The sequence below is a fragment of the Micromonospora sp. NPDC048986 genome (genome assembly GCF_040649335.1).
In the GTDB taxonomy this organism is placed as follows: domain Bacteria; phylum Actinomycetota; class Actinomycetes; order Mycobacteriales; family Micromonosporaceae; genus Micromonospora; species Micromonospora alfalfae.
Genome location: NZ_JBEZFJ010000009.1, coordinates 277,505 through 303,117, shown reverse-complemented (window position 1 = coordinate 303,117; position 25,613 = coordinate 277,505). Strand labels below are relative to the sequence as shown.

24 protein-coding genes and 2 tRNA genes are annotated in these 25,613 nt (G+C 70.3%); 9 read left to right on the top strand and 17 right to left on the bottom strand.

Translation table 11 applies throughout. The features are described from left to right. Positions 1-597: 597 nt before the first annotated feature. On the top strand, positions 598-822 hold the full coding sequence (locus AB0B94_RS20570; RefSeq protein WP_357282138.1) for a hypothetical protein: 225 nt from the start codon (positions 598-600) through the stop codon (positions 820-822). Positions 823-856: 34 nt separating this feature from the next. Here AB0B94_RS20570 and AB0B94_RS20565 read toward each other — a convergent pair whose 3' ends face one another. From AB0B94_RS20565 to AB0B94_RS20540, 6 genes are all read right to left on the bottom strand, one after another. After that, positions 857-1,654, bottom strand: coding sequence for a carbon-nitrogen hydrolase family protein (locus AB0B94_RS20565; RefSeq protein ID WP_357282136.1), 798 nt, complete (start codon positions 1,652-1,654; stop codon positions 857-859). Positions 1,655-1,793: 139 nt separating this feature from the next. Beyond that, the gene (gene clpX, locus AB0B94_RS20560) at positions 1,794-3,089 is read right to left on the bottom strand and encodes an ATP-dependent Clp protease ATP-binding subunit ClpX (protein ID WP_030333537.1); all 1,296 of its coding nucleotides are present in this window, start codon (positions 3,087-3,089) and stop codon (positions 1,794-1,796) included. Positions 3,090-3,298: 209 nt separating this feature from the next. After that, positions 3,299-3,961, bottom strand: coding sequence for an ATP-dependent Clp protease proteolytic subunit (locus tag AB0B94_RS20555; RefSeq protein WP_030333536.1), 663 nt, complete (start codon positions 3,959-3,961; stop codon positions 3,299-3,301). Between the two features lie 10 nt (positions 3,962-3,971). Further along, complete coding sequence (locus AB0B94_RS20550) at positions 3,972-4,613, bottom strand: ATP-dependent Clp protease proteolytic subunit (RefSeq protein ID WP_007464111.1); 642 nt, start codon at positions 4,611-4,613, stop codon at positions 3,972-3,974. Between the two features lie 221 nt (positions 4,614-4,834). Then, positions 4,835-6,181 carry a trigger factor gene (tig, locus tag AB0B94_RS20545; protein WP_145789660.1) on the bottom strand — a complete coding sequence of 449 codons (1,347 nt, stop codon included), beginning with the start codon at positions 6,179-6,181 and terminating at the stop codon, positions 4,835-4,837. A gap of 138 nt (positions 6,182-6,319) precedes the next feature. After that, positions 6,320-6,393 (bottom strand) — tRNA-Pro (locus tag AB0B94_RS20540). Positions 6,394-6,729: 336 nt separating this feature from the next. Here AB0B94_RS20540 and AB0B94_RS20535 point away from each other — a divergent pair. Beyond that, positions 6,730-6,803, top strand: a tRNA-Gly gene (locus tag AB0B94_RS20535). A gap of 85 nt (positions 6,804-6,888) precedes the next feature. On the opposite strand, the gene AB0B94_RS20530 is transcribed toward AB0B94_RS20535, so the two are convergent. Further along, complete coding sequence (locus tag AB0B94_RS20530) at positions 6,889-7,329, bottom strand: hypothetical protein (RefSeq protein WP_357282131.1); 441 nt, start codon at positions 7,327-7,329, stop codon at positions 6,889-6,891. 218 nt (positions 7,330-7,547) lie between these two features. Here AB0B94_RS20530 and AB0B94_RS20525 point away from each other — a divergent pair, with 218 nt between their 5' ends. The 4 genes from AB0B94_RS20525 to AB0B94_RS20510 all read left to right on the top strand — a co-directional run bounded on the left by AB0B94_RS20525 (position 7,548) and on the right by AB0B94_RS20510 (position 12,057). Next, entirely contained in the window at positions 7,548-7,940 is a 393-nt protein-coding gene (locus AB0B94_RS20525; RefSeq protein WP_357282128.1) for a hypothetical protein, read from the top strand. A gap of 440 nt (positions 7,941-8,380) precedes the next feature. Then, on the top strand, positions 8,381-10,531 hold the full coding sequence (locus tag AB0B94_RS20520; RefSeq protein WP_357282126.1) for a M14 family zinc carboxypeptidase: 2,151 nt from the start codon (positions 8,381-8,383) through the stop codon (positions 10,529-10,531). 144 nt (positions 10,532-10,675) lie between these two features. Next, positions 10,676-10,870 carry a hypothetical protein gene (locus tag AB0B94_RS20515; protein WP_238669031.1) on the top strand — a complete coding sequence of 65 codons (195 nt, stop codon included), beginning with the start codon at positions 10,676-10,678 and terminating at the stop codon, positions 10,868-10,870. An 86-nt stretch (positions 10,871-10,956) separates the two neighbouring features. Then, on the top strand, positions 10,957-12,057 hold the full coding sequence (locus AB0B94_RS20510) for an HEXXH motif-containing putative peptide modification protein (protein WP_357282122.1): 1,101 nt from the start codon (positions 10,957-10,959) through the stop codon (positions 12,055-12,057). A gap of 39 nt (positions 12,058-12,096) precedes the next feature. Here AB0B94_RS20510 and fxsT read toward each other — a convergent pair whose 3' ends face one another. From fxsT to AB0B94_RS20495, 3 genes are read right to left on the bottom strand one after another with little or no spacing between them, the layout of a single operon-like run. Beyond that, positions 12,097-15,297, bottom strand: coding sequence for an FxSxx-COOH system tetratricopeptide repeat protein (gene fxsT / locus AB0B94_RS20505; protein ID WP_357282119.1), 3,201 nt, complete (start codon positions 15,295-15,297; stop codon positions 12,097-12,099). Next, the gene (locus AB0B94_RS20500; protein ID WP_357282116.1) at positions 15,294-16,256 is read right to left on the bottom strand and encodes a trypsin-like peptidase domain-containing protein; all 963 of its coding nucleotides are present in this window, start codon (positions 16,254-16,256) and stop codon (positions 15,294-15,296) included. Before AB0B94_RS20500 ends, fxsT begins: the two co-directional genes overlap by 4 nt. Before the next feature lie 57 nt (positions 16,257-16,313). Next, on the bottom strand, positions 16,314-16,685 hold the full coding sequence (locus AB0B94_RS20495; protein WP_357282113.1) for a CU044_2847 family protein: 372 nt from the start codon (positions 16,683-16,685) through the stop codon (positions 16,314-16,316). Positions 16,686-16,815: 130 nt separating this feature from the next. On the opposite strand from AB0B94_RS20495, the gene AB0B94_RS20490 reads away from it, so the two are divergent. Then, entirely contained in the window at positions 16,816-17,580 is a 765-nt protein-coding gene (locus AB0B94_RS20490; RefSeq protein ID WP_357282111.1) for a class I SAM-dependent methyltransferase, read from the top strand. A gap of 174 nt (positions 17,581-17,754) precedes the next feature. On the opposite strand, the gene AB0B94_RS20485 is transcribed toward AB0B94_RS20490, so the two are convergent. Next, the gene (locus AB0B94_RS20485) at positions 17,755-18,300 is read right to left on the bottom strand and encodes a hypothetical protein (protein ID WP_238669038.1); all 546 of its coding nucleotides are present in this window, start codon (positions 18,298-18,300) and stop codon (positions 17,755-17,757) included. Between the two features lie 139 nt (positions 18,301-18,439). Between AB0B94_RS20485 and AB0B94_RS20480 the strand changes: the two genes are divergently transcribed. Then, complete coding sequence (locus tag AB0B94_RS20480; protein WP_357282106.1) at positions 18,440-18,781, top strand: hypothetical protein; 342 nt, start codon at positions 18,440-18,442, stop codon at positions 18,779-18,781. A gap of 11 nt (positions 18,782-18,792) precedes the next feature. On the opposite strand, the gene AB0B94_RS20475 is transcribed toward AB0B94_RS20480, so the two are convergent. The 4 genes from AB0B94_RS20475 to AB0B94_RS20460 form a co-directional block, all read right to left on the bottom strand. After that, on the bottom strand, positions 18,793-19,260 hold the full coding sequence (locus tag AB0B94_RS20475) for a ribose-5-phosphate isomerase (RefSeq protein ID WP_238669040.1): 468 nt from the start codon (positions 19,258-19,260) through the stop codon (positions 18,793-18,795). A gap of 87 nt (positions 19,261-19,347) precedes the next feature. Continuing rightward, positions 19,348-20,547 (bottom strand): DUF1015 family protein, encoded by a 1,200-nt coding sequence (locus AB0B94_RS20470; RefSeq protein ID WP_357282101.1) that lies wholly within the window; start codon positions 20,545-20,547, stop codon positions 19,348-19,350. Positions 20,548-20,636: 89 nt separating this feature from the next. Then, positions 20,637-21,152, bottom strand: coding sequence for a hypothetical protein (locus AB0B94_RS20465; RefSeq protein WP_357282098.1), 516 nt, complete (start codon positions 21,150-21,152; stop codon positions 20,637-20,639). A gap of 182 nt (positions 21,153-21,334) precedes the next feature. Next, positions 21,335-21,961 (bottom strand): disulfide bond formation protein DsbA, encoded by a 627-nt coding sequence (locus AB0B94_RS20460; protein ID WP_328652478.1) that lies wholly within the window; start codon positions 21,959-21,961, stop codon positions 21,335-21,337. A gap of 221 nt (positions 21,962-22,182) precedes the next feature. On the opposite strand from AB0B94_RS20460, the gene pepN reads away from it, so the two are divergent. Next, positions 22,183-24,732: an aminopeptidase N gene (gene pepN, locus AB0B94_RS20455; RefSeq protein ID WP_357282094.1), complete on the top strand. Its 2,550-nt coding sequence runs from the start codon at positions 22,183-22,185 to the stop codon at positions 24,730-24,732. 166 nt (positions 24,733-24,898) lie between these two features. Here the strand turns inward: pepN and AB0B94_RS20450 are convergent, their stop codons facing one another. Both AB0B94_RS20450 and AB0B94_RS20445 read right to left on the bottom strand, forming a co-directional pair. Continuing rightward, complete coding sequence (locus AB0B94_RS20450) at positions 24,899-25,306, bottom strand: DUF5130 family protein (protein WP_124856680.1); 408 nt, start codon at positions 25,304-25,306, stop codon at positions 24,899-24,901. Further along, a complete protein-coding gene (locus AB0B94_RS20445) occupies positions 25,293-25,589 on the bottom strand; it encodes a hypothetical protein (RefSeq protein WP_112584149.1) in 297 nt (98 codons plus the stop codon). Before AB0B94_RS20445 ends, AB0B94_RS20450 begins: the two co-directional genes overlap by 14 nt. Positions 25,590-25,613 lie beyond the last annotated feature (24 nt).

Genomic DNA, 25,613 nt, shown 5'->3' with positions numbered 1-25,613 from the left:
TGGCACTGGCTTTACAAGCACCCTGTTGAGTTCTCAAAGAACAACCACACACCGACCAGAAGCCCCACCACGTGGAACCCCAACCGGGGCTTTTCCGTACCCCGTCCCCAGCGCTATCAGCGCCAGGCACCTTTACTACGTTACCCGCTCGTTTCCACCGTGTCAAACCGATATTTCGCAGTTCGTCATGCTTCAACCGATAATGCGGATAGCCTTGCTTGCTTGAGTCCACGATGACGCACGTCGTTGCCGACGTTCGTTTCTGTCGTGGGAAGCCGCAGACCGGCCGATCACCGCTTCGCGGCTCTCCGCCCGGCTCCTGCCGGCTTCAGAACTCTACCCGGTCGGCTCCGCGTTCGCAACCCCGTTTCCGGAGTGTTCCGCACCGCCCGATCCTCAGTCTCGCTCGGCGTTCCCGCCACGAGCCTGGTGCCCGTTCTCAGCCGGTTTGTCCGGCCTCCCCCGTGCAGAGAGAAAGTTACGCGGACGGCCCGGAGAAGGCAAATCAGGGTTCATCACTGGTTCGGACGAACAGCGCCCACCGGTCCCCGGCGCAGCCGAGGACGGGAGCCACCTCGACGTGCCAGAGTGTCAGTCATGGATGAGTCCGGGCACGGTGCCAGGGTGTTCGCCGAGGAGGCGCTGCTCGGCCTCATCGGGCCGTTCTGGCAGGTGGTGATCGGCGCGGTCGTGCTGGTCGTTCTGGTGCTCTCGGTCGGACGGCTGGCCCGACGGGGCAGATCCCGGATGACCACGGCGCTGTTGGTCACCGCCGCGGCCATCGCCGGGTTCGCGGTGATCGGCGTCCTGCTGGAGAACTGAGGTTCAGCGCCGGCGGTTGGCCAGGCTGGGCAGTTCAGAGCCGGCGGTTGGCCAGGCTGGGCAACTCGGCCCGGATCGTTTCGAGCCGGTCCAGGTCCAGGTCGACGACTGAGACCCCCGGGCCGTCCGGCACCTGGCCGACGACCGTCCCCCACGGGTCGATCACCATGCTGCGCCCGAAGCAGGTGCGACCTGGCTCGTGGTCGCCGGTCTGACCGGCCGCAGCCACGAAACACTGGTTCTCGATCGCCCTGGCCCGCAGCAGGACCTCCCAGTGGTCCCTACCGGTGTGCATCATGAAGGCGGCGGGTACGACCAGCAGTTGGGCGCCGCCATCGGACGCGAGCAGCCGGTACAGCTCCGGGAAGCGCAGGTCGTAGCAGATCGACAGGCCGACCCGCAGCCCTTCGACGTCGACCACCACCGGTTGGGCCCCGGGCGCGACACTCGCCGACTCCCGGTAGGAGACCCGACCGGGGATCTCCACGTCGTACAGGTGGATCTTGCGGTAGCTCGCGGCCAGACTGCCGGAACGGTCGAAGACCAGCGACGTGTTCCAGGTGTGGTCCGGGTCCGGGCCGGCCTCGTGGAACGAGCCGGCCACCAACCAGATCCCGAGCCGCCGCGCGACAGCGGCGAAGAAGCTGCCCACCTCGCCGTCGACCGGCTCCGGTTCGGGTAGCCCACCGGCAGGACCCAGGTAGTCGACGTACTCCGGGAGGACGGCGAGATCCGCGCCGCCGGCGGCGGCGCGCTCCAGTAGGGCCTCCGCAGCCGCCAGATTGGCCTTACGGTCGTCCCGGGCGTTCAGTTGGCAGACGGCGACGCGCATGAGCAAAGGGTACGGCTGGAGGGCCGCTGACGGACAGCGTCACAGTCTGGCCGGCACGGGTGGTGGGCACTGGCGAACGGCGCGGAACACGAACACGCCGGCCGCTCAGGATCGAACGGCCGGCGTGATGCGGGAAGGATCAGGCGGACTTCTCTTCGCGATCGCGCCGAGCCCGGCGCCCGGTGAACTCACGCGGCACGATCGTCGGGTTGACGTTCTCCAGGACAACCTCGCGGGTGATCAGCACGCGGGCGGCGTCGGGGTTGCTCGGCACCTCGTACATCGCGGAGAGCAGAACCTCCTCGATGATGGCCCGCAGACCACGGGCACCGGTGCCCCGCAGCATCGCCTGATCGGCGATGGCTTCCAGCGCCGGCTCGTCGAACTCGAGCTCGACACCGTCCAGCTCGAACAGGCGCTGGTACTGCCGGACCAGGGCGTTGCGCGGCTCGGTGAGGATCCGAACGAGGGCGCTGCGGTCCAGGCTGCGAACGTTGGTGATCACCGGCAGCCGGCCGACGAACTCGGGGATCAGCCCGAACTTGAGCATGTCTTCCGGCATGACCTGGCTGAAGATGTCGTCGGTCGACCGCTCGGAGACCGACCGGAGCCGGGCACCGAAGCCGGTGCCGCCCTGCCCGGTGCGGGACTCGATGATCTGGTCAAGGCCGGCGAACGCCCCACCACAGATGAACAGCACGTTCGTGGTGTCGATCTGGATGAACTCCTGATGTGGGTGCTTACGGCCACCCTGCGGTGGCACGTTGGCCACAGTGCCCTCGAGCATCTTGAGCAGGGCCTGTTGCACACCCTCACCGGAGACGTCCCGGGTGATCGACGGATTCTCCGACTTGCGGGCGATCTTGTCGACCTCGTCGATGTAGATGATGCCGGTCTCGGCGCGCTTGATGTCATAGTCGGCGGCCTGGATCAGCTTGAGGAGGATGTTCTCGACATCCTCGCCCACGTAGCCCGCCTCGGTCAGCGCTGTGGCGTCGGCGATGGCGAACGGGACGTTCAACATCCGGGCGAGGGTCTGCGCGAGGTGGGTCTTGCCGCACCCCGTCGGGCCGAGCAGCAGGATGTTGGACTTGGCCAGCTCGACGGCGTCACTGCCGGAGCCCGGCGCGCCAGCCGCCTCGGCCTGGATCCGCTTGTAGTGGTTGTAGACAGCTACGGCGAGCGCCTTCTTGGCCTGATCCTGCCCAACGACGTAGGTGTCGAGGAACTGGCAGATCTCCATCGGCTTGGGAAGCTCTTCCCACTTCACCTCGCCGGACTCGGCCAGCTCCTCTTCGATGATCTCGTTGCAGAGATCGATGCACTCGTCGCAGATGTAGACCCCTGGGCCCGCGATGAGCTTCTTGACCTGCTTCTGCGACTTGCCACAGAAGGAGCATTTCAGTAGGTCGCCGCCGTCACCGATCCGTGCCACCTACGTTCTCCCTGCACTCATCGGCCGGAGACCCGGCCCTGACCTGCGGACGTTGCGCGCCGCCCGGCTTAGTTCGCGCCGCCGGCCCAACCGGCGAAGCGGTACGGACCCGACGTTACCCGCTGGCGGGGCATTCTCCGACCCCCAAAACGGGTGTGTCAGAGGTCGGCCGGGAACGGAACCCCGGCCAACCTCTGACCCGGTACAGCTCAGCGGGCGGCGTTGGCCGCCAGCAGACCCTTCTTGCGGCTGGTCAGGATCGTGTCGACCAGCCCGTACTCCTTGGACTCCTCGGCCGTCATGATCTTGTCACGGTCGATGTCCTTGCGAACCTGCTCGATCGGGCGGTTGCAGTGGCGGGACAGCATGTCCTCCAGCTGCGTACGCATCCGCAGGATCTCCCGGGCCTGGATCTCGATGTCCGAGCCCTGCCCGTAGCCGCCCTCGGTGGCCGGCTGGTGGATGATGATCCGCGAGTTCGGCAGGGCCATCCGCTTACCCGGGGTGCCCGCCGAGAGCAGCACCGCCGCCGCGCTCGCCGCCTGCCCGAGGCAGACCGTCGAGATGTCCGGACGGACGTACTGCATGGTGTCGTAGATCGCCGTCATGGCGGTGAACGAACCACCCGGCGAGTTGATGTACATGATGATGTCGCGGTCCGGGTCGGTGCCCTCGAGCGTCAGCAGCTGGGCCATCACGTCGTTGGCCGACGCGTCGTCCACCTGGACGCCGAGGAAGATGATCCGGTCCTCGAAGAGCTTGTTGTACGGGTTCGACTCCTTGACCCCGTACGACGTGCGCTCAACGAACGACGGCAGCACGTAGCGGTTGTGCACGGCCGCGAACTGGGGCGGCAGGCTCAGATCGGTCATCGTCAGCTCCTCAGCTCAGGGTCCCGGCGCCATCCGGAACCTGTGCGGCCCCGATGATCACCTTGTCGATGAAGCCGTAGTCCATGGCCTCCTGGGCGGTGAACCAACGGTCCCGGTCCGAGTCGGCCTCGATCTGCGACTGGCTCTGGCCGGTGTGGTGCGCGACCCGCTCCTGGAACATCCGCTTCGTGTAGAGCATCTGCTCCGCCTGGATGGCGATGTCGGACGCCGTGCCGCCCAGACCACCGGACGGCTGGTGCATCATGATCCGTGCGTGGGGCAGGGCGTAGCGCTTGCCCTTGGTGCCCGCGCAGAGCAGCAGCTGGCCCATCGAGGCAGCCATGCCCATCGCCACGGTCGACACGTCGTTGTCGATGAACTGCATGGTGTCGTAGATCGCCATGCCGGAGTAGACCGAGCCACCCGGCGAGTTGATCCACAGGTTGATGTCGCGGTCCGGGTCCTCCGCGGCGAGCAGCAGCAGCTGCGCGCAGATGCGGTTGGCGACCTGGTCGGTCACCTCACTGCCCAGGAAGATGATGCGTTCCTTGAGCAACCGGTTGTAGACCGAGTCGTCGAGGTTGCCAATGGAGTCGCCACCGCGCGCGTCAATCGCCCGGAGCGACTTCTTGGGGATGTGCATGTCGGTCATGGCAGCCCTTCGCTCTCCGTACCGTCTTTCCCGACACTAACCGCTGTGCGGGGCGGCAGAGTCCCGGTCGGGGCAGTGTTCGCTCTCAGCGCAGCTGTGTCGGGGTACCCGCGGCGCGGGCTTCCGGGCGTACCCGGCAGTGCTTGCTGCCGGGTGCGCACCCGGAATGGGAAACGGCCGCCGTCGGCCGCTCAGCGGCGGACGGCGGCCGCACCCGACGATCAGTGGTCGTGGTTGTGCTCCGCCTCGTTGGCGGCGCGCAGGGCGTCGAGGGTGATCCCGTTGCCGGCCGAGTCCTTGATCGTGATCTTCTCCATGACGGCCGCGAGCGCCTTGCCCCGCCGCACGTCGCCGAAGACCGCGGCGGCCGCGCCGGAGCGCACCAGCTGGTCGTAGTACTGCTGCGGGGCCATTCCGGCACGCTGCGCCCGGTGCACGATCTCGTGCCCGAACTCGTCGTCGGAGACCTGCACGTCCTCCGCGTCGGCCAGCGTGTCCAGCAGGAGCTGGACCTTGACGCCCTCGGTCGCCGCCTCGGTCAGCTCGGCGTCGATCTGCTCCTCGGTCTTGTCCTCTGCCGCGAGGTACTCCTCCATGGAGGCGCCGATCCGCTCCAGCTGGTCGACCATCGCCTGCTTGCGGCTCTCGACCTCCTCGCGGACGACACCCTCCGGGGCCGGGATGTCGGCGGCCTCGACGAGCTGGGCCAGGGCCTTGTCCCGAGCGGCGTAGATCTGCTCGACCTGCTTGCCCTGGGTGACCCGGGACCGCAGGTCGCCGCGCAGCTCCTCGATCGTGTCGAACTCGCTCGCCATCTGGGCGAACTCGTCGTTCAGCTCGGGCAGCTCCTTCTCCTTGACCGTGCGCACGGTCACCGCCACGTCGGCGTCCCGACCGGCGAAGTCGCCGCCGACCAGCTGGGTGGTGAAGGTGGTGTCGTCGCCGGCGGCGAGGCCGACCACTGCCTCGTCCAGGCCCGGCAGGAGCTGCTTGCTGCCCACCTCGTGAGAGATGTTGCTCGCCTGACCGCCCGGCACGTCCTCGCCGTCGACGGTGGCGTTCAGGTCGATCTGGACGTAGTCGCCCTCGGCGGCGGCCCGCTCGACGGTCTTGAGCGTCGCGAAACGCTCCCGCAGGTTCTTCACCTGCTCGTCGATCTCGCTCTCGTCGATCTGCAGCTCGTCGACGGTCACCTCGATGGTGCTCGCGTCCGGGATGGTGATCTCCGGGCGGACGTCGACCTCGGCCGTGAAGTTCAGCGAGTCACCGTCGTTGAACTCGGTGATCTCGACCTCCGGGCGCCCCAGCGTCTTCAGGTCGTGCTCGCGCACGGCGGCGAGGATGTTCTCCGGGATGGCCTCCTGGACCGCCTCGTTGAGGACGGTGCCCCGGCCCACCCGCTGGTCGATCACCGCGGTCGGCACCTTGCCCCGGCGGAAGCCCGGAACCTGGACCTGCGAACCGATCTCCCGGTACGCCTTCTTGAGGCTCGGCTCGAGCTCGACGAACGGCACCTCGATGGCGAGCCGCACGCGCGTCGGGCTCAGAGTCTCGACGGTGCTCTTCACAGGCGTACTCCTTGACGGATCTCAGTTGAGTCTGGGCGTGATTCAGCCCATCGAGTGTAGGCGAGCCGGCCTGACGCTCCGGCATCGCCCGGGAGCCGCACTGGGCGGCACCCGGGGCGGCCCGGCCGCGGACGACAGTCGGGGTGGCGGGATTTGAACCCACGGCCCCTCGCTCCCAAAGCGAGTGCGCTACCAAGCTGCGCCACACCCCGTGGCGACGTGCAGTCTATGCCGTCGCCACGCCTCAGTAGGTGCCGGGGCATCCCCCACCCGGACACATCACCCGAAAATTACCATTCCACCCCACCTGCTCGCCGCCAAGATCCGCCGGGCGGCTCCAAGATCCGCCCAACTTCACGGATGTAGTGGCCTGCTGGGACAGCGAGGCCACTACATCCCAGATGTTGTGCGGATCTTGGTCGCCGGGCCGCCGGGCCGCCGGGCCGCCGGGCCGCGGACGACGCGGCACCGCAGGGCGGCGACGCGGTTACGCGTCGGGCACCGACATTGGGTACGCTAGGGGCGCGTCCTGCTCCGGCGGGATGCACGCGGGCGTAGCTCAATGGTAGAGCTTCAGTCTTCCAAACTGACTACGCGAGTTCGATTCTCGTCGCCCGCTCCACGCACGAGGGCCCAGGTAGACCGCATGATCGCGGCACCTGGGCCTTTCGCGTCTCGTCATCGCGCCGAGCGGGATCGGCTGCCCTCTACGACGTTTCGGCGTAGCGCCGAGTCGCTTGGATGATCGACGCCGCGACCTCGTCGGCGCGGGTGTGTCTACCGGTCCACTTGGCGAGGTTGGACTTCTGGACCGCCCAGGCGACCACACGCTGGTTCGTCGACGTCGTGACGGTCATGCCGCCGTAACCCGCATCCACCATCGCCACGTCCTGCAGCGCGACGCGGTGAGAGAGGTTGGGATTCCGCACGATCACCTCGGTGTCCGTGAGGATCACGGCCGGAGACCAGGCGAACCTCCACCAACTCAGCAGCGCACCGACGATGGCGAGAGCGCTCGCGAGCACGGAGCCGAGAACCAGCCACGACAACAGGCCGGCCAGAGGGACCAGCGCGAGTACGCCGAATCGACCGAGCGGTGAGACTCGCCAGATCTGCGGCGCGCGTGGGTTGCCGACGTGCTGTGCCATCGTCGTGCTGTCCTTCCTGCCATGCCTCTTGGACCAGAGCTGGATTCAGGGCGGGCCCTCGCCTTTGGCCCTGCGGTTCGGGAGTGAGCAGGATAGAGCTTCGGCTCTGCGCGCGGCTGACAGCCCACGCTGACACCCCACCAGCCCGGGCGCCAGACGTTCGATGTTCGCCGATACGGCTCCTGTGCAGACGGCGGCGGGCGGCCGAGACTGTAGCGATGTCATCCGTTGGTGCGGGCGCCCCACGCAGGCAGGTCGTCACCGCCGCTCTGCTCATCGTCGTCGGTGTGCTGGTCCTCTTCGTCCCGGCCGGTGACGAGGGCAGGGTTCTCGTGCCCATCAGCGAGGGTCACGGACTGTCCGCTGTGGACGGCGTCGGTTCGGCGCTGCTGACGGCGGGCGGCACCTGGTTGGAGGTGCTGGTGATACGACGCCTGCCGTACCTCGCCCTGCCGCCACGGGCCCTGTTCACACTCGGGCTGCTGGCCGGTCTCGGCGTGGGGCTCCTGGTCGCGTCGGCCTTCTCGGGATTCTTCTGGTGGTGGGCTGTCGGCGCGGCAATGCTGGGCATCGCCGCCCTCGTGCTGGTGCCCCTCACGGCGCGCCGCTGAGGCGGACGCGCCGTCTACCGGTTACGAGACTCGCGCCGTCGGCGCGCAGGCGTCCACCGCCAGCAGGGCGCCCTTCCCGACCAAGAGCAGGACACCCGGCGTACCCCGCTGATCTGCTGTTCGACCAGACGGCGCTCGCGGGGCGGCCGGGATCAGCGACGAACAGCAACATGCCGGGTCGCGCGGAGGAACCGGGCCACGCCGTCGGCCGGATCGAGACAGACCAGACGGGTCGAGCGCTCGTGCACCGGCACACCGTCGGTGTGCTCGCCACCGCGGTCGGGCTGGCCGGTTGGTGCAGTCCGCGACGCCAGCGGATGTTGAAGATCAGCCAGCCCAACCCGGGTAAAGGCGCGGCGGACGCCCGATCACCTTGACAGTTGTCGATCTGTGCACTGGTGTAAGGACCAAGCACATCGACGTCCGTCACAGGAGGGCACATGATCGTCCGACGACGGTGGACAGCTGCCGCCACCACAGTGATCCTGTTCAGCGCAGTGTTGTCCCATCCCGCTTCCGGCGCGGCGGCACCCGCCGATCCGGCAGCCCCGATCACCCTGAGCGCCACCGAAACCGCAGTGGTCCGAGTCCAGCTGCGCGATCAGGCCCAGTTGGACCGGCTCGTGGCCACCGGCGCGGACCTGGCCAACCGGCCCCGGGCACGGGACGGCCGGATCATCGCCGACCTGGTGCTCAGCGGCGCGCAGCTCGATGAACTGACAGCGCAGGGCGCGACGGCCGTGCAGATCGTGCAGCGCGCCGGGGACGGCAACCGGCACTACGCCGACAGCGTCCGCGCGGCTCAGGCCCGCACCGCCGCCGGGCTGCGTGTGCCGGCCGCAGGCCAGCGGTCCACCGCCGCCGCCGCTGCCGTGGACACCCTCCAGGTACAGCAGGCGTACTGGTGGACCACCAACGGACAGACCTTCCTGCAGGCCCAGGTGGCCACCACCGCCACCGACGACCCGGACGTGGAGATCACCGTCAGTTGGCGGACGGCGGACGGCGTCACCGGCTCGTTCCCGCTGTACCGGTTCGAGGACTCCGGCGAGTACCAGTACCACTACGCGCTCCCCCAGCCGGTGCCGAGCCGACCGGTTCACCTGAGCGCCACCTCCAGTCTCGGCGGGGTCAGTCGGGCGATCACGCCGACGCTCTGGCCGAACGCCTCCCCACCGCCGCTGCCGGCCGGCTACCAGAAGGACTTCATCGACGCGTACCTGACGCCGGTGGACATCCAGGCGCGGATCAAGCGGCTGGCCCGCCAGTACCGGGACCTGGTGGACGTGATCGACCTGCCGAACAAGACCCAGGGGTACCGACGCAACGCCGCCGGCTACCTGGGCGACCCGACGGTCGCCGCCGTGGTGGTCGAGTCGGTCCGCTTCGGCGACCAGAACATGAACGGCGTACAGGTGCGGACTGTCGACCCGGGTCGGGCGAACCGGCCACTGACCGTCGGCTACCGCGACCGCGTCCTCACCGTGTCACTGGCCACCGACACGGCGGGCAAGACGGTGAGCACCACCGACGAGGTCGCGGCGGCGATCAACGCCCGCCAACCGGACCGGTTCCGGGCCACCGTCGAGGACGGCTCGGCCGGGCTGCCGATGCCCGTCGCCGGCCCCACCCGGCTCGACGACGGCCTGCAGGGCACCGAGGTGCCGGCGCGACCGTGGACGGTGCAGGCCCTGCGCCTCGGCGTACACCGGGACGGCTCCCGGGTCGGGGTGCTCGCGTACTCCCAGGAACACGCCCGGGAGTGGGCCACCCCGCTGGTGACGCTGGAGTTCGCCGAGCGGATGCTGGCCAACGCCCGCACCGACGCGGCCACCCGTGAGCTGCTGGAGCAGGTCGACATCTTCGTCATCCCGACGGTCAACCCGGACGGCGCGAACTACTCGTTCAACGACTTCAACTTCCAGCGCAAGAATCTCGTCAACCACTGCACCGGGGCCGCCCGCGACCCGAAGAACCGCACCTCGTGGGGCGTCGACATCAACCGCAACTACACAGTCGGGTCGTACTTCGACGGCTACGTGGGCGCCAGCGCCAACTGCCTGTCCGGCAACTTCGCCGGCACGGCGGAGCTGTCCGAGGCGGAGAGCGGCAACGTGATCGCGCTCGCCCAGGCCCACCCGAACATCAAGTTCGCGATGAACGTGCACTCCTACGGCGGGTACTTCATGTGGCCCCCGGGGGCGTACCGGGCCGACGGCAGGGTCACCCTGCCGCGACCGTCGATCGACGAGTCGACGCTGTTCCTCAACAGCGCCCGGCGGATCGTCGGCGCCATCGCCCAGGAGCGCGGCACCGTCACCTGGCCGTCGCAGACCGGACCGGTCGCCGACGTGCTCTACTCCGCCGCCGGCAACTCGGCCGACCAGCTCTACTACGAGCTGGGCATCTTCGCCTGGGACTTCGAGGTCGGCAACGACCTGTGGAACCCGGAAACCAACCAGTGGGAGGGCGTCGGCTTCCAGCCGCCGTTCGACGAGGCGCACGGCGAATCCCAGGAGTACGCCGGCGGGCTTGTGGAGATGGTCCGGGTGGCCCGCGACTACGCCGCCGCCGAGGCGGCCGCCGGCTGACCCGCGGGTCCCGTACCGCCGCCGGCAGCAGCCGGCGGCGGTACGGCCCATGACGCGACCCCCGGTGACGGACGGTAAGCCGATGGTGATCACAGACGTTGACGTGTTTTCATGTCAGCAAGCCTGCGCCAACCCGGGACATCGATGACTGAGCAACCCGCACCTGATCACCTCGTTGTGGTCGACGTGTTGACGCAGGGTCTGAGCCACCTGCTACGCGACGAGGATCCGGAACTGGCCCGATGGATCGAGGAACTGGTCGCGACACTGAAGAGTCCCCGGCAGACGACGCTGGCCGGCTGGAACAGCTTCCTCGACCCCGGCGTCGACTCCAGCTGACCCACTCGGAGTTCACCCGCCTGGCCGACGGCCGGGCTGGCCCGGCTGCCATCCGCGCTCTGCGGCGGACGCAACGCAACCGCACGATGCTCGTCCTCAAGAGCCTCGCCGACACCGACGACGCCCTGGCGGCGTCGGCGCATCTGCTCGGCCACGCCCACCGCGTCGACCCGGCCGCCGCCGACGTGCTGCTCGATCATCCGTGGCTGGCCGTCTGGGCAATCGATCGGGTCCGGCACGGCGACACCGGCCGACCCGACTACCTTTCGTTCGCGGCGCTCGCGGCGGCCGCCCTCAGCGGTCGGTCGGACGCGGCGGTGCCGGTCACGCCCCGTGCGGGCCTGGTGCCCGTGCCGGGCCTCGGGGTGCTGCGCCGCGGCGGCGGCAGCACAACTGTGACGCCGGCCGACCTGACCGGGCGCCAGTGGACGCCCACCCGCTGGTGGCGCTTCACCGACCAGTCGGTCACCCTCGACCTCCGCGTCGACGACCTGGACCCCTACCGCGACTGCTTCGGGCTACCGGTCGCGGCCCGGCTCTCCGCACCGCAGGCCGCCGAGCTGGAACGGTCCGTCGGGCACGCCTGGCACCTGCTCGTCGGGTACGCCCCGACGCACGCCGCCGAGGTGGCCGCCGGAATCAGCACCTTCGTGCCGTTGGCCGACGGCACCGAGCGCGGGCACAGTGTCACGCACGCCGACGCCTTCGGAGCGTTGGCCGCCGACGCCAACCTCGACCCGGTGGATCTGGCCGTAACGATGGTGCACGAGCTGCAACACAGCAAACTCAACGCTGTCCTCGGCCTGGTCCAGCTGCACGAACCCGCAGACCCGGTGCGGTACTTCGCGCCCTGGCGTCCGGACCCGCGTCCGATCGGCGGGCTGCTGCACGGCACCTACGCGTTCACCGCCGTCGCCGAGGTGTGGGCCGCGCTGCGCGCCCATCCGGAACTCGCGGCCCAGGCCACCGCGCGGTTCGCTGTGGTACGGGCGCAGTTGGAGCGCGCCCTGGTCGAGCTCGACCGGGCCGCGAGTCTCACCTCGGCCGGGCGGCTCTGGGCAGATCGCCTGGCCGAACGGATCGGCCAATTGGCCGCCGTGCCGGTCCCGGCGTCCGCCGACGACGCCGGGCGGCGCGAGGTGGCGGAGGCAGAACGCGCCCGCCGACACACGATCCCCAGCGGATGAACCCAAAGCTCGGTACGGCCGCTATCGGTGGACGAGGCGTCAGGTCAGCCCGACGGTCTCGATGTCGCACTCGATGCGCCGTTGACCCCGCGCGGCGTCCACCTCCGGGTGGTCCGGCCCGAACAACGCCTCCAGCGCCGCGGCAGCCTCGTCGAGCAGCTCGCGGCCCCGAGCCTCCTCGCCGACCTCGATCAGATCGACCGACGCGTTGACCGCACAGTAGAGCGTGTACGGATGCCCCGGCCCACGCAGGCGACGCGAGTCCTCAAGGATCGCCTCGGAGAGCACCTGCGCCTGCTCCAGCCGGTGTGACCGGACCAGGTTGATCGCCTGCGCGGAGCGCGCGCTCAGCAGGTACGGATGGGTGGGCGGCAACGCCTCGCCCATCGCCTGCAACGTGGCCGCGCCCAACTCCCGCGCCTCACGGTCGAAGTTGCGCGCCCGCAGGATCACCCCGAGGTTGACCGCGGCGCAGAGCGTGACCGGATGCCGCTCCCCGAAGACGGCTCGGAAGGTGGTGTGTCCCTGGGTGGCCAGGGCGTACGCCTGGGTCGCGTCGCCCGCTGCGCGCATGGCGTTGGCGCAGGTCATGCCCGCCTCCGCAGCCAGCACATGATCGGTGCCGAAGCGGCGGGTCACCAACCGGTAGTTGGCCGCGCCCTCGGTCACGGCGGCGTCGAGCTGCCCGGTCTTGCGCAGGCAGGCGATGTGGATGCAGGTGGCTCGCAGCACTGTGAGGTGCTCGGCGCCCAGCAGCAACCGCTGCACCGGCAGGGAGCTGTCCAGCAGTTCCAGCGCGTCGGCGTACCGGCCCAGGAGGTAGAGGTCGCGCGCCTGGGCCTCCTGGGCCAGCACCAGCGCATAGGTGCCGTCCTCCGCGGCCGCACCGGCGTGCCGCGCCACTTCGAGGTTGAGTTCGTACGCCCCTTCGAAGTCACCGATCAGGCGAAGGTTGATCGCCATCGAGTTCATCACCCGCAGCGTGCTCGGATGCCCGTCGCCGAGCACCCGGCGGTGCACGTCGAGGTTGCGCCGGTCCAGGTCGGCGGCGGCCGCGAAGTCGCCGAGCCGCCGCAGGTCAGCGCCGACGCTGTTCGCCGCGCCCAGGGTGTACTCGTGCTCCTCACCGAGGCTCGTCCGCATCCGCTCCAGCGCTTCGAGGCCGAACGCGGCCGCGCGCGGGTCGGCGAGCAGCCGCAGGGCGTCCGCGTACCGGCGCATCGCCAGCAGGGTCAGCGGATCGCCGCTGCGCTGGCCGTCCGGACCGGGCTGGTCCCAGGCGGCCAGGATCTCCTCCGCGAAGTCCCGACAGCCCTCGAAGTCACCCAGGTTGTAGATGTAGCGCAGTTGGTCCATAGCCGTCCGGCGGGCGTCGATGTCACCGTGGATCAGACCGGCGACACGGACGTGTGGCGCGATGTCGGCGTGGCGGGGCCAGGTGCTCCGGTCGTCGGGGAAGCCCGGGTTGGCGGCGGCGAGCAGCCGGCGGGCATTCGTCAGCGGGCCGTCGTCGCCCTGCTCGGCGAGCCCTTCCCGGATGACCGCCTGCACCAGTCGGTGCACCTGTACGTGCCGGCTGGCATTGTCCGCCTTCGCGAGCCCGAGCGACGCCAGTTGCCGGATGGCCCGGGCTATGTCGTTGCGCTCCTGGAGGCTGGTGCGCAGCGGTTCGTCCAACCCGGCGCGGCGCCCCTCCCAGAGCAGGCGCATCGGGACCGGGTCGGGGCTGAGGAAGGCGAGGAGCTGGATCAGCTGCGCGGCGGCCGGGTTCTGCTCGCGTATCGCGGCGAGTGCCATCGACACCACCGTCAACACGGTGCCCCGGTACTGCCGGGGTTGCCCCTCACCCAGCAGCTCCCGGGCGTGTTCCTTGAGGTCGACGAGGTACTCGTCGACCGACGACAGCATGGTGAGCAGCCAACTGACTGCCTGCTCCAGGGCGAGTGGCAGGTCGCCGAGCTCGGCGGCGAGCCGGCGGGCCTCCTCAGCGCTGGTCGCGGGACGCCGCTTGCGCAGCAGTTCCACGCTCTCGGCTCGGGTGAACACGTCGATGTCCAGGGTCAGGGCGCTCGCCGACCAGGCCATGTTCCGTGATGTGACGAGGACGTGGCCGCGTTCGCCGACGAGGTTCGACGAGGGCATGAGTGGAGCCAGCTCGTGCGGGTCGTCGGCGTTGTCGTAGACCAGCAGCCAACTGAGCGAACTCGTCGACAACGAGTCGAGGACCGTCCGCACGGTCTGCTCCAGGCTGGCGCTCGCGGCCAGGCCGAGCCGCTCGCCCAGGGCCGCGATCGAGCTACGCAGCGCACTGAGATCCTCGGCGGCCATCCACCAGATCAGCTGGTAACGGTCCGCGTACCGGTAGGCGAACTCGACAGCGAGCTGGGTCTTGCCGACCCCACCGACACCGCGCAGCGCCGCTTCCGGCAGCACCGAGGCCCGGTGCTGTGACGACAGCAGCTCGTCGAGCGCGACGAGCTGCTTCTCCCGGCCGGTGAAGTACAGGTTGCGCGGTGGGACGCCGCCCCGGATGAGAGTTCGGGATCGCTGGGGCGTCGTCTCCTCGATGATGATCGTCCTGCGCATGTCGGAATCAGGTTCCTCTCCACCGGTCTCGGCCGGTGCCGCCTGGTGCGGGGATCGTAGCGACGTCCAGTGCGCCTTCGCAGCCATGCGCGATTCGTCGAGATCGGCGGTGGTGAGCCGCAGGGCCGCCGCCGCGTCCCGCAACCACTGCTCGAGCGGCTTGCTGTCCGACTCGACGCCGGTGAGGACCAGGACCGCCAGCGCCACGGCGGCCGGCACCCGCCAGTCACCCACCGGTTGCCAGCCGACGGCCTCCACCAGGCCGGGCAGGTCCTCCGGTGACAGCTGATGATCCGCGACTGCCGCGACGGCCCCGGTCAACACCTCGGGCGGGACGTCGGTGAGCAACTGCGCGAGGAGCCAGGAGAGGTAGATCTGCTGGGCGGAGGTGACCGCGCTGGCACCCGGGTGGAAGTTGGCGATGACCTGCAACAGCGTCGCCATGCCCCGGGGCTCCTGGGCGCAGGTGCGCACGATGCGGTAGACGTCGTACCGGACCTCGGAGTGCCGGGGCACCGACAGTCGCTTGCGCAGCTCCCCCTCGACCTCGTCGAGGTAGAGCGAACGGGTGCTCCCGTCATTGATCGAACTCATCGAGAGCAGTGCGTCGCAGATGGCTTGCACCTGGGCGCTCGGCATCCGGGGCGTCGTCACCGATTGTCCTCCGTACCCGTCAGCAGACCGAGGCTCTCGGCAAGGTCACGGAAGGCCCGCAGTGGCCTACTCGTCGGCCCTTCCGTCAACAGCAGGACGCGATAGAGAGCAGCGATCCCGTCCTCGTATTCTAAGCCCGTCCGAATCAGGCCGAACATGTCTAGACCCAGTGGCCCGAATGGGTTCACCATCCGACCGATGTGTGGCGGCAGCGACTGAATGACCAATTGACGGCTGTCGGGGTGCCGGAGTACCGGGATTTCCTCCAACAGTCGGGCCAGCGCCATCTTCTGCGCGAATGAGAGCGTCCGGGGCGTCGCCCGGGCGACGGCCGCCAACGGGCCGGGCGGCAGCAGGGCAGGCGGCAACAGGCCGGACGGCAGCAGGGCACGCCACTGCCCGACTGGCAACATCCAGCCGACCAACTGCTGGCCGACGCTCGCGCGGGCCAGCACCATGCCCACCACGGCGCCATCCGGCGCGTACACCCCGGAACCGCTGAACCCCCTGTCGATTCCGGCCGTGGCAGAAGAAATTCGGTCGAGTTGCCGCCATCCGGTGCCGACGTCGACCGGGCCGACGGCCCGCGCCAGCACCATGACGGACGCCGGGGTGTTGGCCGGAAAACCCACGATCCGCACGTCGAACTCGTCGTCGCCACGGTCGGCCAGGGTGGCGGGGGCGGACGGCAGCGGTGTGGCGCAGCGCAGGACCGCCAGGTCGCCGTCGCCGGCCGGGCCGACACCCCGGGACCAGGTCACCGCTGCGGCGACCCGGGTGCCGGGGTGACTCGGTGTGTCGACGAGCACCCCTGCCGGGCCGCCCCCAGCGCCGTCATCGACCACATGCCAGCAGGTCAGCACCAGGTCACTTGTCAACTGGATGCCCGCGCCGACGACCGACGAGGAGTGGCCACCGAGTATCCGCACCCGGCCGGCGAGCGACCGGGTGCCGGTCATCCGTGCTCCGCCGACCACTCGGCCCGGACGGCCGGCGGCCGGATACCGCCGCTGCGGTCAGTCATGCGCGGCGGTCTCCTGCGCGGCGGCCCCGTCCTCACCCGGCGACGGCAGCGCGGGGACGGGCGAGGTCCAGATCAGCTTGACCTTGAGGTGGCCCTGCGCGCTGGTACGAGCGACGACCGCACCAGCCTCCGCGGTGAGGGTGACGCCGATCTCGACCTCCACCTGATCGGGGCGCACCGCCACCCCGCGGACCACGCCCAGCGCGGCGTCCAGCGCGGGCTTGATGTGGGCCAGTGCCATTTCCAGCGTCTGCCGGGCGGGGCGGATCCGGTCGAGCAGACCGACCCGTTCCAGATCGGTGCCAGCGTGTTCCTCGACGAGGAGGACGCCCTGATCAGTCTCGAAACGAAGGAGATCCGCCACGTGACGAATTCTCGCCGAAAGATCGTTCGGAATTGGTGTCAGATCACTGACAGGAGTCATTGCGTGCACAGTGCGCCGACACCTGACACATCTGCTTGCCATCACCACTGCGGCCTGTCAGCCTGACGCAATGCAGGACACGACGACCTTCCAGGATCTGCTCCGCGAAGGTGTCGACGCATCCGTGGACGGTTGGGACTTCTCCTGGTTCGACGGCCGCGCGACAGAACAGCGGCCGTCCTGGGGTTATTTGAAACTCATGTCAGCCCAGATGAGGGTGGCCCGCGCCGCACTGGACATCCAGACCGGCGGCGGCGAGGTGCTCTCCGAGGTGCCAGCATTCCCCCCGGTGACGGTGGCCACCGAACACTGGCCGCCCAACCTCCAACTGGCCCGGCGCGCGCTCGAACCGCGCGGCGTGCGGGTGGTCGACGTTGCCGAGGACGCTCCGTTCCCGTTTCGCGACGAGACGTTCGACCTGGTGGTGAGCCGGCATCCCAACGTCGTGCTCTGGGACGAGATCGCACGGGTGCTCACTCCCGGCGGGCGGTACCTGGCCCAGCAGATCGGCCCCGGCTCGAACCGCGAGCTGGCCCAGTTCCTCACGGGTCCCCGCGAGATCGGTGACGAACGCAGCCCGGCCCGCGCCGCCGCCGACGCGCGAGCCGCCGGCCTGGTCATCGACGAGCTGCGGCACGAAACGCTGCCGACCACCTTCAACGACGTGGCAGCGGTGGTGCACTTCCTCCGCAAAGTCATCTGGACGGTGCCGGACTTCACCGTGGACCGCTACCGGGGCCGCCTCGCCGATCTGCACGACCACATCCGTCGCCACGGTCCGTTCGTGGCCCACGCCCAGCGCATCCTGGTCCGGGCGCACAAGCCCGAGCACTGAGCGAACACCGCCGCCACCGGTGGGCCGAGCAGGTCCCACGAACGGGGACCTGCTCGCAGCGGCCGGCCACGGATGAACCGCGGCCGGCGGGGTAAGCAGCGACCTTGCCTGGTGGGGAGACGACCGGGTGCACGGGTGGGCGGTCCTGGACCGGCCCACCCGTGCACGCCTCGGTCAGTTCGAGGAGATCCAGTTCCAGGCCGAGACGACCCACTCGGTCTGCTGGAGCCACGCCACCCCGAGGCCGACGAGGAACACCGCCGTCGCCAGGTGCGCGCCTCGGGCGCTGCGCCGGACCCGGCCCAGCTGCCGCTCCAGCACCACCCTGCCGACCAGCCGGAACAGGGCGAACAGGCCGGCCGCCACCAACAGGCTGAGCACCAGCACCAGCAGCGGGCCGCTCAGGTCACCCTGGCCGGACAGCGCCCAGATCCCCCAGCACACGAACGCGAAGAGGCCTGCCGCAGCGCTCCATTCACCGCCGCGCCGCAGCTGCGCCATCCGCGAGCTGAGCGAACGGCGGGGCACCGGCTCACCGGGCCAACCGGTGCCGGTCGGCTCCTGCTCGACCACCGGGAACGGCTCCGTCCGCGGGGTGCGCGGCTCACCCACCGGAGCGACCCCCCGGCGAAACCCGTCACGCTGCGGCGGCACCCCGACGCCGGCCTGCGGTGGCACCTCCACGGTCCGCTCCGCCCACGGCTGCGTCTGGTCTGCCATCTCGTCCTCCCCCTGACCGACGGCAACAGCACCGCCTTGATTCGAGGGTAGCCAGCCGGCAAATCGGTCGCCGACCCCGGCCGGGGCGCGCGGCCCCGCGACGGTGCCGGATCGAACCCGGCCAGGGTACGGTCGGCTGATGGGTGACCCCGAGCGACGACGGCGACGGCTGCGCCACCACCCCGACACCGAGACGGCCCGACCGGGTGCGGACGGCCCGACGGTCAGCACGCCGGGCGTGCACGACGGTGACGAGCCGCCGCCGCGACGCAGGAGCACCGGCGGCGACGAGCGCGACGGTGAGCGGGGGCTGCGCGGGTTGGTCGGCTCCGGCTCGTCCCAGGTGGGACTGAGTGCCGCGCTACGGGCCCGCGACGCGGCCCGCCCCACCGACGACGACCTGGCCGAGGCGGAGGCCCGGGTGGTGGTCGTCCGGCGAAACTGGGTGCCCCGCGAGGACCTGCCCCGCTCGCCGCGCTGAACGCCGCACTGTCAGGGCAGGTCGGGCAGCTTCCGGGTCCGCTCGTACTCGGCCACCTGGGTGATCCGACGAGCGTGCCGCTCGTTGCCGGAGAACGGCGTGTTCAGGAACGCCTCGACGATGCCGGTCGCCTCGTCCAGGGTGTGCTGGCGGGCACCGATGGCGACGACGTTCGCGTCGTTGTGCTGGCGGGCCAGCTGAGCGGTCTCGACGCTCCAGGCCAGCGCGGCGCGGACACCGGCGACCTTGTTCGCGGCGATCTGCTCACCGTTGCCGGAACCACCAATGACCACTCCGAGGCCCGTCTCGTCGGCCACCACCTGGTCGCCTGTGTGCAGGCAGAACGTGGGGTAGTCGTCGTCCGGGTCGTAGCTGTGCGGGCCGACGTCGACCACGTCGTAGCCCTGCATGGCCAGGTGGTTGGCCAGGTGCACCTTCAACTCGAAACCGGCGTGATCGGATCCCAGGTAGACGCGCATACCGGGCAGTCTGTCAGGCCGCGCTCGGGGACGTCACAGCGGCGGCGTCCCCGAGCCGGGTTCGTCACACGGTCGTGGGGATGAGGCTCAACGCGGCAGCTCGGCGACGACCAGCCCGCCGCGCGCCTTCGGGGTGAACCAGGTGCTCTTGCGGGGCATCTTTTCCCTGGCCAGGTTGACGGCGACGAAATCTGCCACTGTCACCGGCGCGATCAGGATGGCCAACTCGGCCCGGCCGGCGTCGACCTCACCGGTGAGCCAGCTCGCCGGGTAGTCGCCGCCGACGTAGGTGATTCGCTTGTCGCCCGGTTCCAGACCGAGCGCGTCGCGCAGCACCAGCCGCTCGACCAGGGCGTGGTCCAGGTTTTCCAGGCGGGCGGAGGCGGTGGCGGGCAGGCGTACCGCGTACCCCTGGCCGTCGAGGCGGAGGTGCACGGTGCCGCCGGCCGCCGGGACCTCGACCGGGCCGTTGATCGGCTCGACCTCGGCGCCCGCGGCCCGCAGCCGGTCGAGCAGCTCGGCCGGGGTGGTGGTCAGCTCGCTGACCAGCCGGTTGTACGGCTGGATGGCCACCGACGCGGGGGTGGTGACAACGGCCAGGAAGCGCGGCAGCCCTCCGGTCTGCGCGGCCAGGCTGCGGTGGTTGCCGTCCGCGACGACCAGGTCCCCACCACCGGCGAGAGCCGTCAGCGTGGCCTGCTCCGGGCCGGGGCCGAGCAGCCAGATGGCGTGCGTGCGCCCCGCCTGGTCGGTGTCCGTCGCGGCGGGCGCACCGGCCGTGTCGGTCGCCGCCGCGAGCGCGGCGTGCAGCTCGTCGCCACGCCCCGTCTGAAGCAGGAGTACGGGTGAGAGCAGGTGGCCCAGCGCGTCGGCCAGCGCCACCCGCTCGCGCACCTTGGCGATGAAGACGTCCTCGTTGCGGATGACCAGGCCCGGCTCGTCCGCCCGGGTGGAGATCTGGTCGGTGTCCACCATCGCGAACAGCCCGTACGCCGGCTCCTCGCCGGGCGCGCTGATCCGGTAGAGGACCACCACCTGCTCGGCGGGGGTGTAGCTGCCGTCGGCCTTGGCCTCGGCGAGGCGGGCCACCGCGTCCGGCAGCGCGTCGAGGAACGACCTGCCCAGGCTCTGCGCGGCGCGATGCGGCATCTCGATGCCGAGAGCGCTGTGCGGGTTCGACTCGATGATCGCGGTGATCTCCGCGTCGTCGGCGAACTCGTCGTAGTTTTGCGCGCCGGTGCCGCCAGTGGTGACCCAGGCCCGGGTGATCGGATGCACGACCGTCATGCCCACTGACGCTACCGGCGACGGTGTCGCCGCCGACGGGGACCCGCGGGGCGTCCACCAGATGAAAGCGACAGGTGGGGCCCAGCCGGTCAGCCGGCGCGGTCGGAGGTGCCCCGGCGATGCTTACCCGCGCTCACCGGCCCGCCGTTGCCACGCCGACCGGTCCCGACAGGCCCGGTGTTCAGGGCGCGGCGGGGCGACGCGGGCGGCCCCGGCACGGGACGGTCGGGAGGAGGCGTGGGCACGGGCCGCGGGCTCAGCGGCGGGGTCGGCACCGGCCGCGGAGGAGCCGGCGCCGGCGGCGGAGGCGCCGGTTCGGCCGGCGCCGCCCCCGACGGCACCAGCGCCGACGCGTTGGTCGGCACCGCGTCGACGGACGACGGCAGTGGGTCGACTGCCCTGGGCGGGGTGAGCCGGGAGGTCACCGGAACCCGGGCCACGCCCACCACGATGGGCGGCGCGAGTAGATCCACCAGGTGGGCGGGCAGGTCCGGGCGGACCGTCGGCCAGCGGGAGTCGTCAACGGACCAGTAGTCAGCGCCGGGAGTCTCGATCACCCCCTGCCGGGTCAACTGATCGTCACCGGACGCACGGTGCTTGGCCATCGGGATTTGCCTCCACGAACTGCGGCGTGCGGCCCTTCGGGTCGCTGCGGCGGACACCGAGGGAAACGACGCCGCCCGCCTCCCGGTGACGCCACGACCCTGCGCCGACCTCGGCATCGGACGAGAAACGCCCCCGTCCGCGCCACTGAGGCAGGCACGGACGGGGGCGCGGTGGTCGTCGCTCAGTCGAAGATCGGGCTCTGCTCGCGGGTGCGCTTGAGCTCGTAGAAGCCCGGCGTGCCGGCGACCAGCAGCACGCCGTCCCAGAGCCGGCCGGCGGCCTCCCCCTTCGGAGCCGGAGTGATCACCGGGCCGAAGAACGCGACCGGGGCGCCGTCCGGGCCGGGCGCGTGCACCACCGGAGTGCCCACGTCCTGCCCGACCGGGCGCATGCCCGCCTCGTGGCTGGCCCGCAGCGCCTCGTCGTAGTCGGTGCTGTCGGCGGCCGCGGCCAGTGCCGGGTCGAGGCCGGCCTCGGTGAGCGCGGCCACGTACAGCTCCGGACCCCGCTCCTGCTTCTGCAGGTGGATCCGGGTGCCGAGGGCGGTGTAGAGCGGGCGCAGCACGTCATTGCCGTGCAGCTGCTCGGCGGCGATGCAGACCCGCACCGGGCCCCACGCGGTCTTCAGGAACTCCTTGTAGTCCTCGGGCAGTTCGTCCCGGCCGTCGTTGAGCACGGCCAGGCTCATCACGTGGAAGCGGATGTCCACATCCCGGATCTGCTCGACCTCGAGCAGCCAGCGGGAGGTGATCCACGCCCACGGGCAGGCCGGGTCGAACCACATGTCGGCGGTGACACGTTCGGTCACTGTGAGATCCCTTCGCGACGGGTGGCGCCGACAGGTCGGCGTCTCAGGTGAATCTTCACCCCGCAGCGCATTGACCGGCACCCGAATGAGAGCGTGACCTCGGCCACCGCGGGCTGCCCGTACATGGAAGACTCGATTCGGGCCAGCCGTCACGAGCGGTAGGCGAACGGGCGCCGCCGGGCGTACGGCGACATGTGGGATGGAGACGAACAGTGCCGGGAGTGCGCAACCTGACGCAGGTCGAGGCGACCGAGCGGGCACGCCTGCTCAACGTGACGGGGTATGACATCAGTCTGGACCTGTCCAGTGCCGTGCTGGCGGCCGACGGCCGCACGTTCAGGTCGACGACCGAGGTCCGGTTCCGCTGCTCCGAACCGGGCGCGAGCACCTTCATGGAGGTGGCCGCCGAGTCGGTGCGGTCCGCGACGCTGAACGGCACGCCCGTCGACCTCTCCGACTGGTCCGCCGAGAAGGGCCTGACCCTGTCCGGGTTGGACAGCGACAACGTCCTGGTGGTCGACGCCGACTTCGGTTACTCCAGCAGCGGGCAGGGTCTGCACCGGACAGTCGACCCGGTGGACGGCGAGACCTACCTCTACAGCCAGTTCGAGACGGCCGACGCCCAGCGGGTGTACGCCTGCTTCGACCAGCCCGACCTGAAGAGCGTCTACACCTGGCACGTCACAGTGCCGGCGCACTGGCGGGCGGTCTCCAACATGCCGGTGCAGCGGGAGGAGCCGGCGGGTGCGGCGCTCAAGACGCTGCACTTCACCGAGTCGCCCCGGATGAGCACCTACATCACGGCGATGTGCGCCGGGCCGTACCACGAGGTGCGCGACGCGCACGACGGCATCGACCTGGGGGTGTTCTGCCGGGCGTCGATGGCCCAGTACCTGGACTCCGACGAGCTGTTCCTGATCACCAAGCAGGGCTTCGACTTCTTCCACGAGAAGTTCGACGTGCGCTACCCGCTGCCGAAGTACGACCAGCTCTGGGTGCCCGACTTCAACGCCGGTGCGATGGAGAACTTCGGCTGCGTGACGCACGCCGAGTCGCACTACCTGTTCCGCTCGCAGGTCACCGACTTCGAGTACGAGCAGCGGGCCAACACGATCCTGCACGAACTGGCCCACATGTGGTTCGGTGACCTGGTCACCATGCGCTGGTGGAACGACCTGTGGCTGAACGAGTCGTTCGCCGAGTGGGCCAGCCACTGGTGCAACACCAACGCGACCCGGTTCACCGAGGCGTGGACGACCTTCCTGTCCATCCGGAAGAACTGGGGCTACCGGCAGGACCAGCTCTCCTCCACCCACCCGGTCTACACGGAGATGCCGGACATGGAGGCCGTGGAGGTCAACTTCGACGGCATCACCTACGCCAAGGGCGCGAGCGTGCTCAAGCAGCTCGTCGCGTACGTGGGTGAGGAGCCGTTCGTGGCCGGGCTGCGGGCCTACTTCGGCAAGCACGCCTGGGGCAACGCCACCTTCGACGACCTGCTCACCGAGCTGGAGGCCGCATCCGGTCGGGAGCTGCGCAAGTTCGCCGCGCAGTGGCTGGAGACCGCGCAGGTCAACACGCTGCGTCCGGAGGTGACCATCGGGGCCGACGGCACGTACGAGCAGGTGCTGGTGCGGCAGGAGGCCCCGGCGGCGTACCCGACGCTGCGGACCCACCGGATCGGCGTGGGCCTGTACGACCTGACCGACGGGCGGCTGGTCCGTCGGGAGCGGTACGAGGTGGACGTGACCGGCGAGCACACCGATCTCGCCCCGCTGCGTGGCGTCCGGGCGGCCGACGTGTTGCTGCTCAACGACGACGACCTCAGCTACACCAAGCTGCGCCTCGACGAGCGCTCGATGGCGACGGTGGTGCAGCACATCGGGGGCTTCGACTCGTCGCTGGCCCGCGCGCTCTGCTGGACCGCCGCGTGGGACATGACCCGCGACGCCGAGCTGTCCGCCCGCGACTACGTGGCGCTGACGCTGAGCGGGCTGCCCGCGGAGACCGACATCAACCTGGTCACCGCCACCCTGCGGCAGGCGACCACCACGCTCACCCTGTACGCCGACTCGGCGTGGGCGCCGACCGGCTGGGCTGACCTGGCCCGTACCGCCCGCGACGCGCTCGCCGCCGCCGAGCCCGGCAGCGGGTTCCAGTTGGCCTGGGCCCGCGCGTTCACCTCGGCGGTCCGCTCCGAGGAGGACCTGGCCACGCTGCGCGGTTGGCTGGACGGCACCGGGATGCCGGCCGGGCTGACCGTCGACACCGAGCTGCGCTGGTCGGTCCTGGCCGCGCTGGTGGCCAACGGTGGCGCCGGGGCCGCCGAGATCGAGGCGGAGCTGAGCAACGACCGCACTGCCAGCGGCGAGCGGGAAGCCGCGTACGCGCACGCGTTGGTGCCGACGGCCGAGAACAAGGCCGCCGTGTGGGCCCTGCTCACCGGCCCGGACGCGCTGCCCAACTGGCGGCACCGGGCGCTGTTGCAGGGCTTCGCCCACCCGGCGCAGGTGGAGCTGGTCACGCCGTACCGGGAGCGGTACTTCGCGGCGATCGGGCAGGTGTGGGCCACCCGGGACAGCGAGCCGGCGCAGGAGTTCGCCCAGCTGGCGTACCCGACGTACCTGGTGGATGACGACACGGTCGCGGCCACCGACGCGTGGCTGGCCGCTGACGGGCACCCGGCCCCGCTGCGTCGGCTGGTGGCCGAGGGCCGCGACGGTGTGGTGCGGGCGCTGAAGGCCCGCGCGAAGGACGCCCAGAGCGCCTGAGCAGCGTTGTCCGGCCCGGGGCCGGCGTGGGTGTGAGCCCGCGCCGGCCCCGGACCGTCGGTGGCGAAGATCGTGCTCGAACATGGAAAGAGGGGCCTCAGCCGCAGCCGAGGCCCCTCTTTCCTGGATCGGGCACGATCGTGCATGCCCGTGCGTCGTGTGTCGGTCAGCCCTTGCCGGCGTGGCTGGCGAGCTGGTCGAGGCCGTTGATGATGCCACCGGCCAGGTCACCGCCGCTGAACGCGCCGACCATGGAGAGCGCGGCCAGCTTGGCGTACGTGTCCGGGATGCGCTTGCGGGCGTACCGCCCGGTGATGATCTCCAGCTGACGCTGGTTGGGTGACACGGCGATCAGCACCGACTTGTCGGGCTCGGCGAGCTGACGGTGCAGCCGCTGGGCGTGCTCACGGATCGGCTCGTCGAGACCACCGACGAAGACCGAGAAGACCAGACCCGTGCCCTTGTCGGCCAGGCGCAACGCCTCGTCGATGCGCAGCAGCTGGCGGGTCGAGAACGGCCCGTCGAGCACCTCGGGCGGATTTTCCGACCCGGCCTGCTTCTCACCAACGGTCACTTGCGCCTCCGGTTCCACCGGCCGGCGCCTCGACGCTGGCCTGCTCAAGCTTGTGGCTGGTCAGCGCGGGCGCCTGCGCCCCCGCCGTCAGCGCGGTGCCGGCCGAGTCGGCCAGCTGCTCCGGACGGCCCAGGAACCAGACCGGAGTGAAGTCGAAGGGCCGGCCCGGCCGGTAGCGCTTCGCGCCACCGCCACCACCGGTGGCACCCCCACGGCTACCGGCGTACGACAGGCCGGCGATGACCAGCACCGCGGCCAACGGGATGCCGACGAAGACCAGCAACGTCTCGGTAACAGACAATCCCAA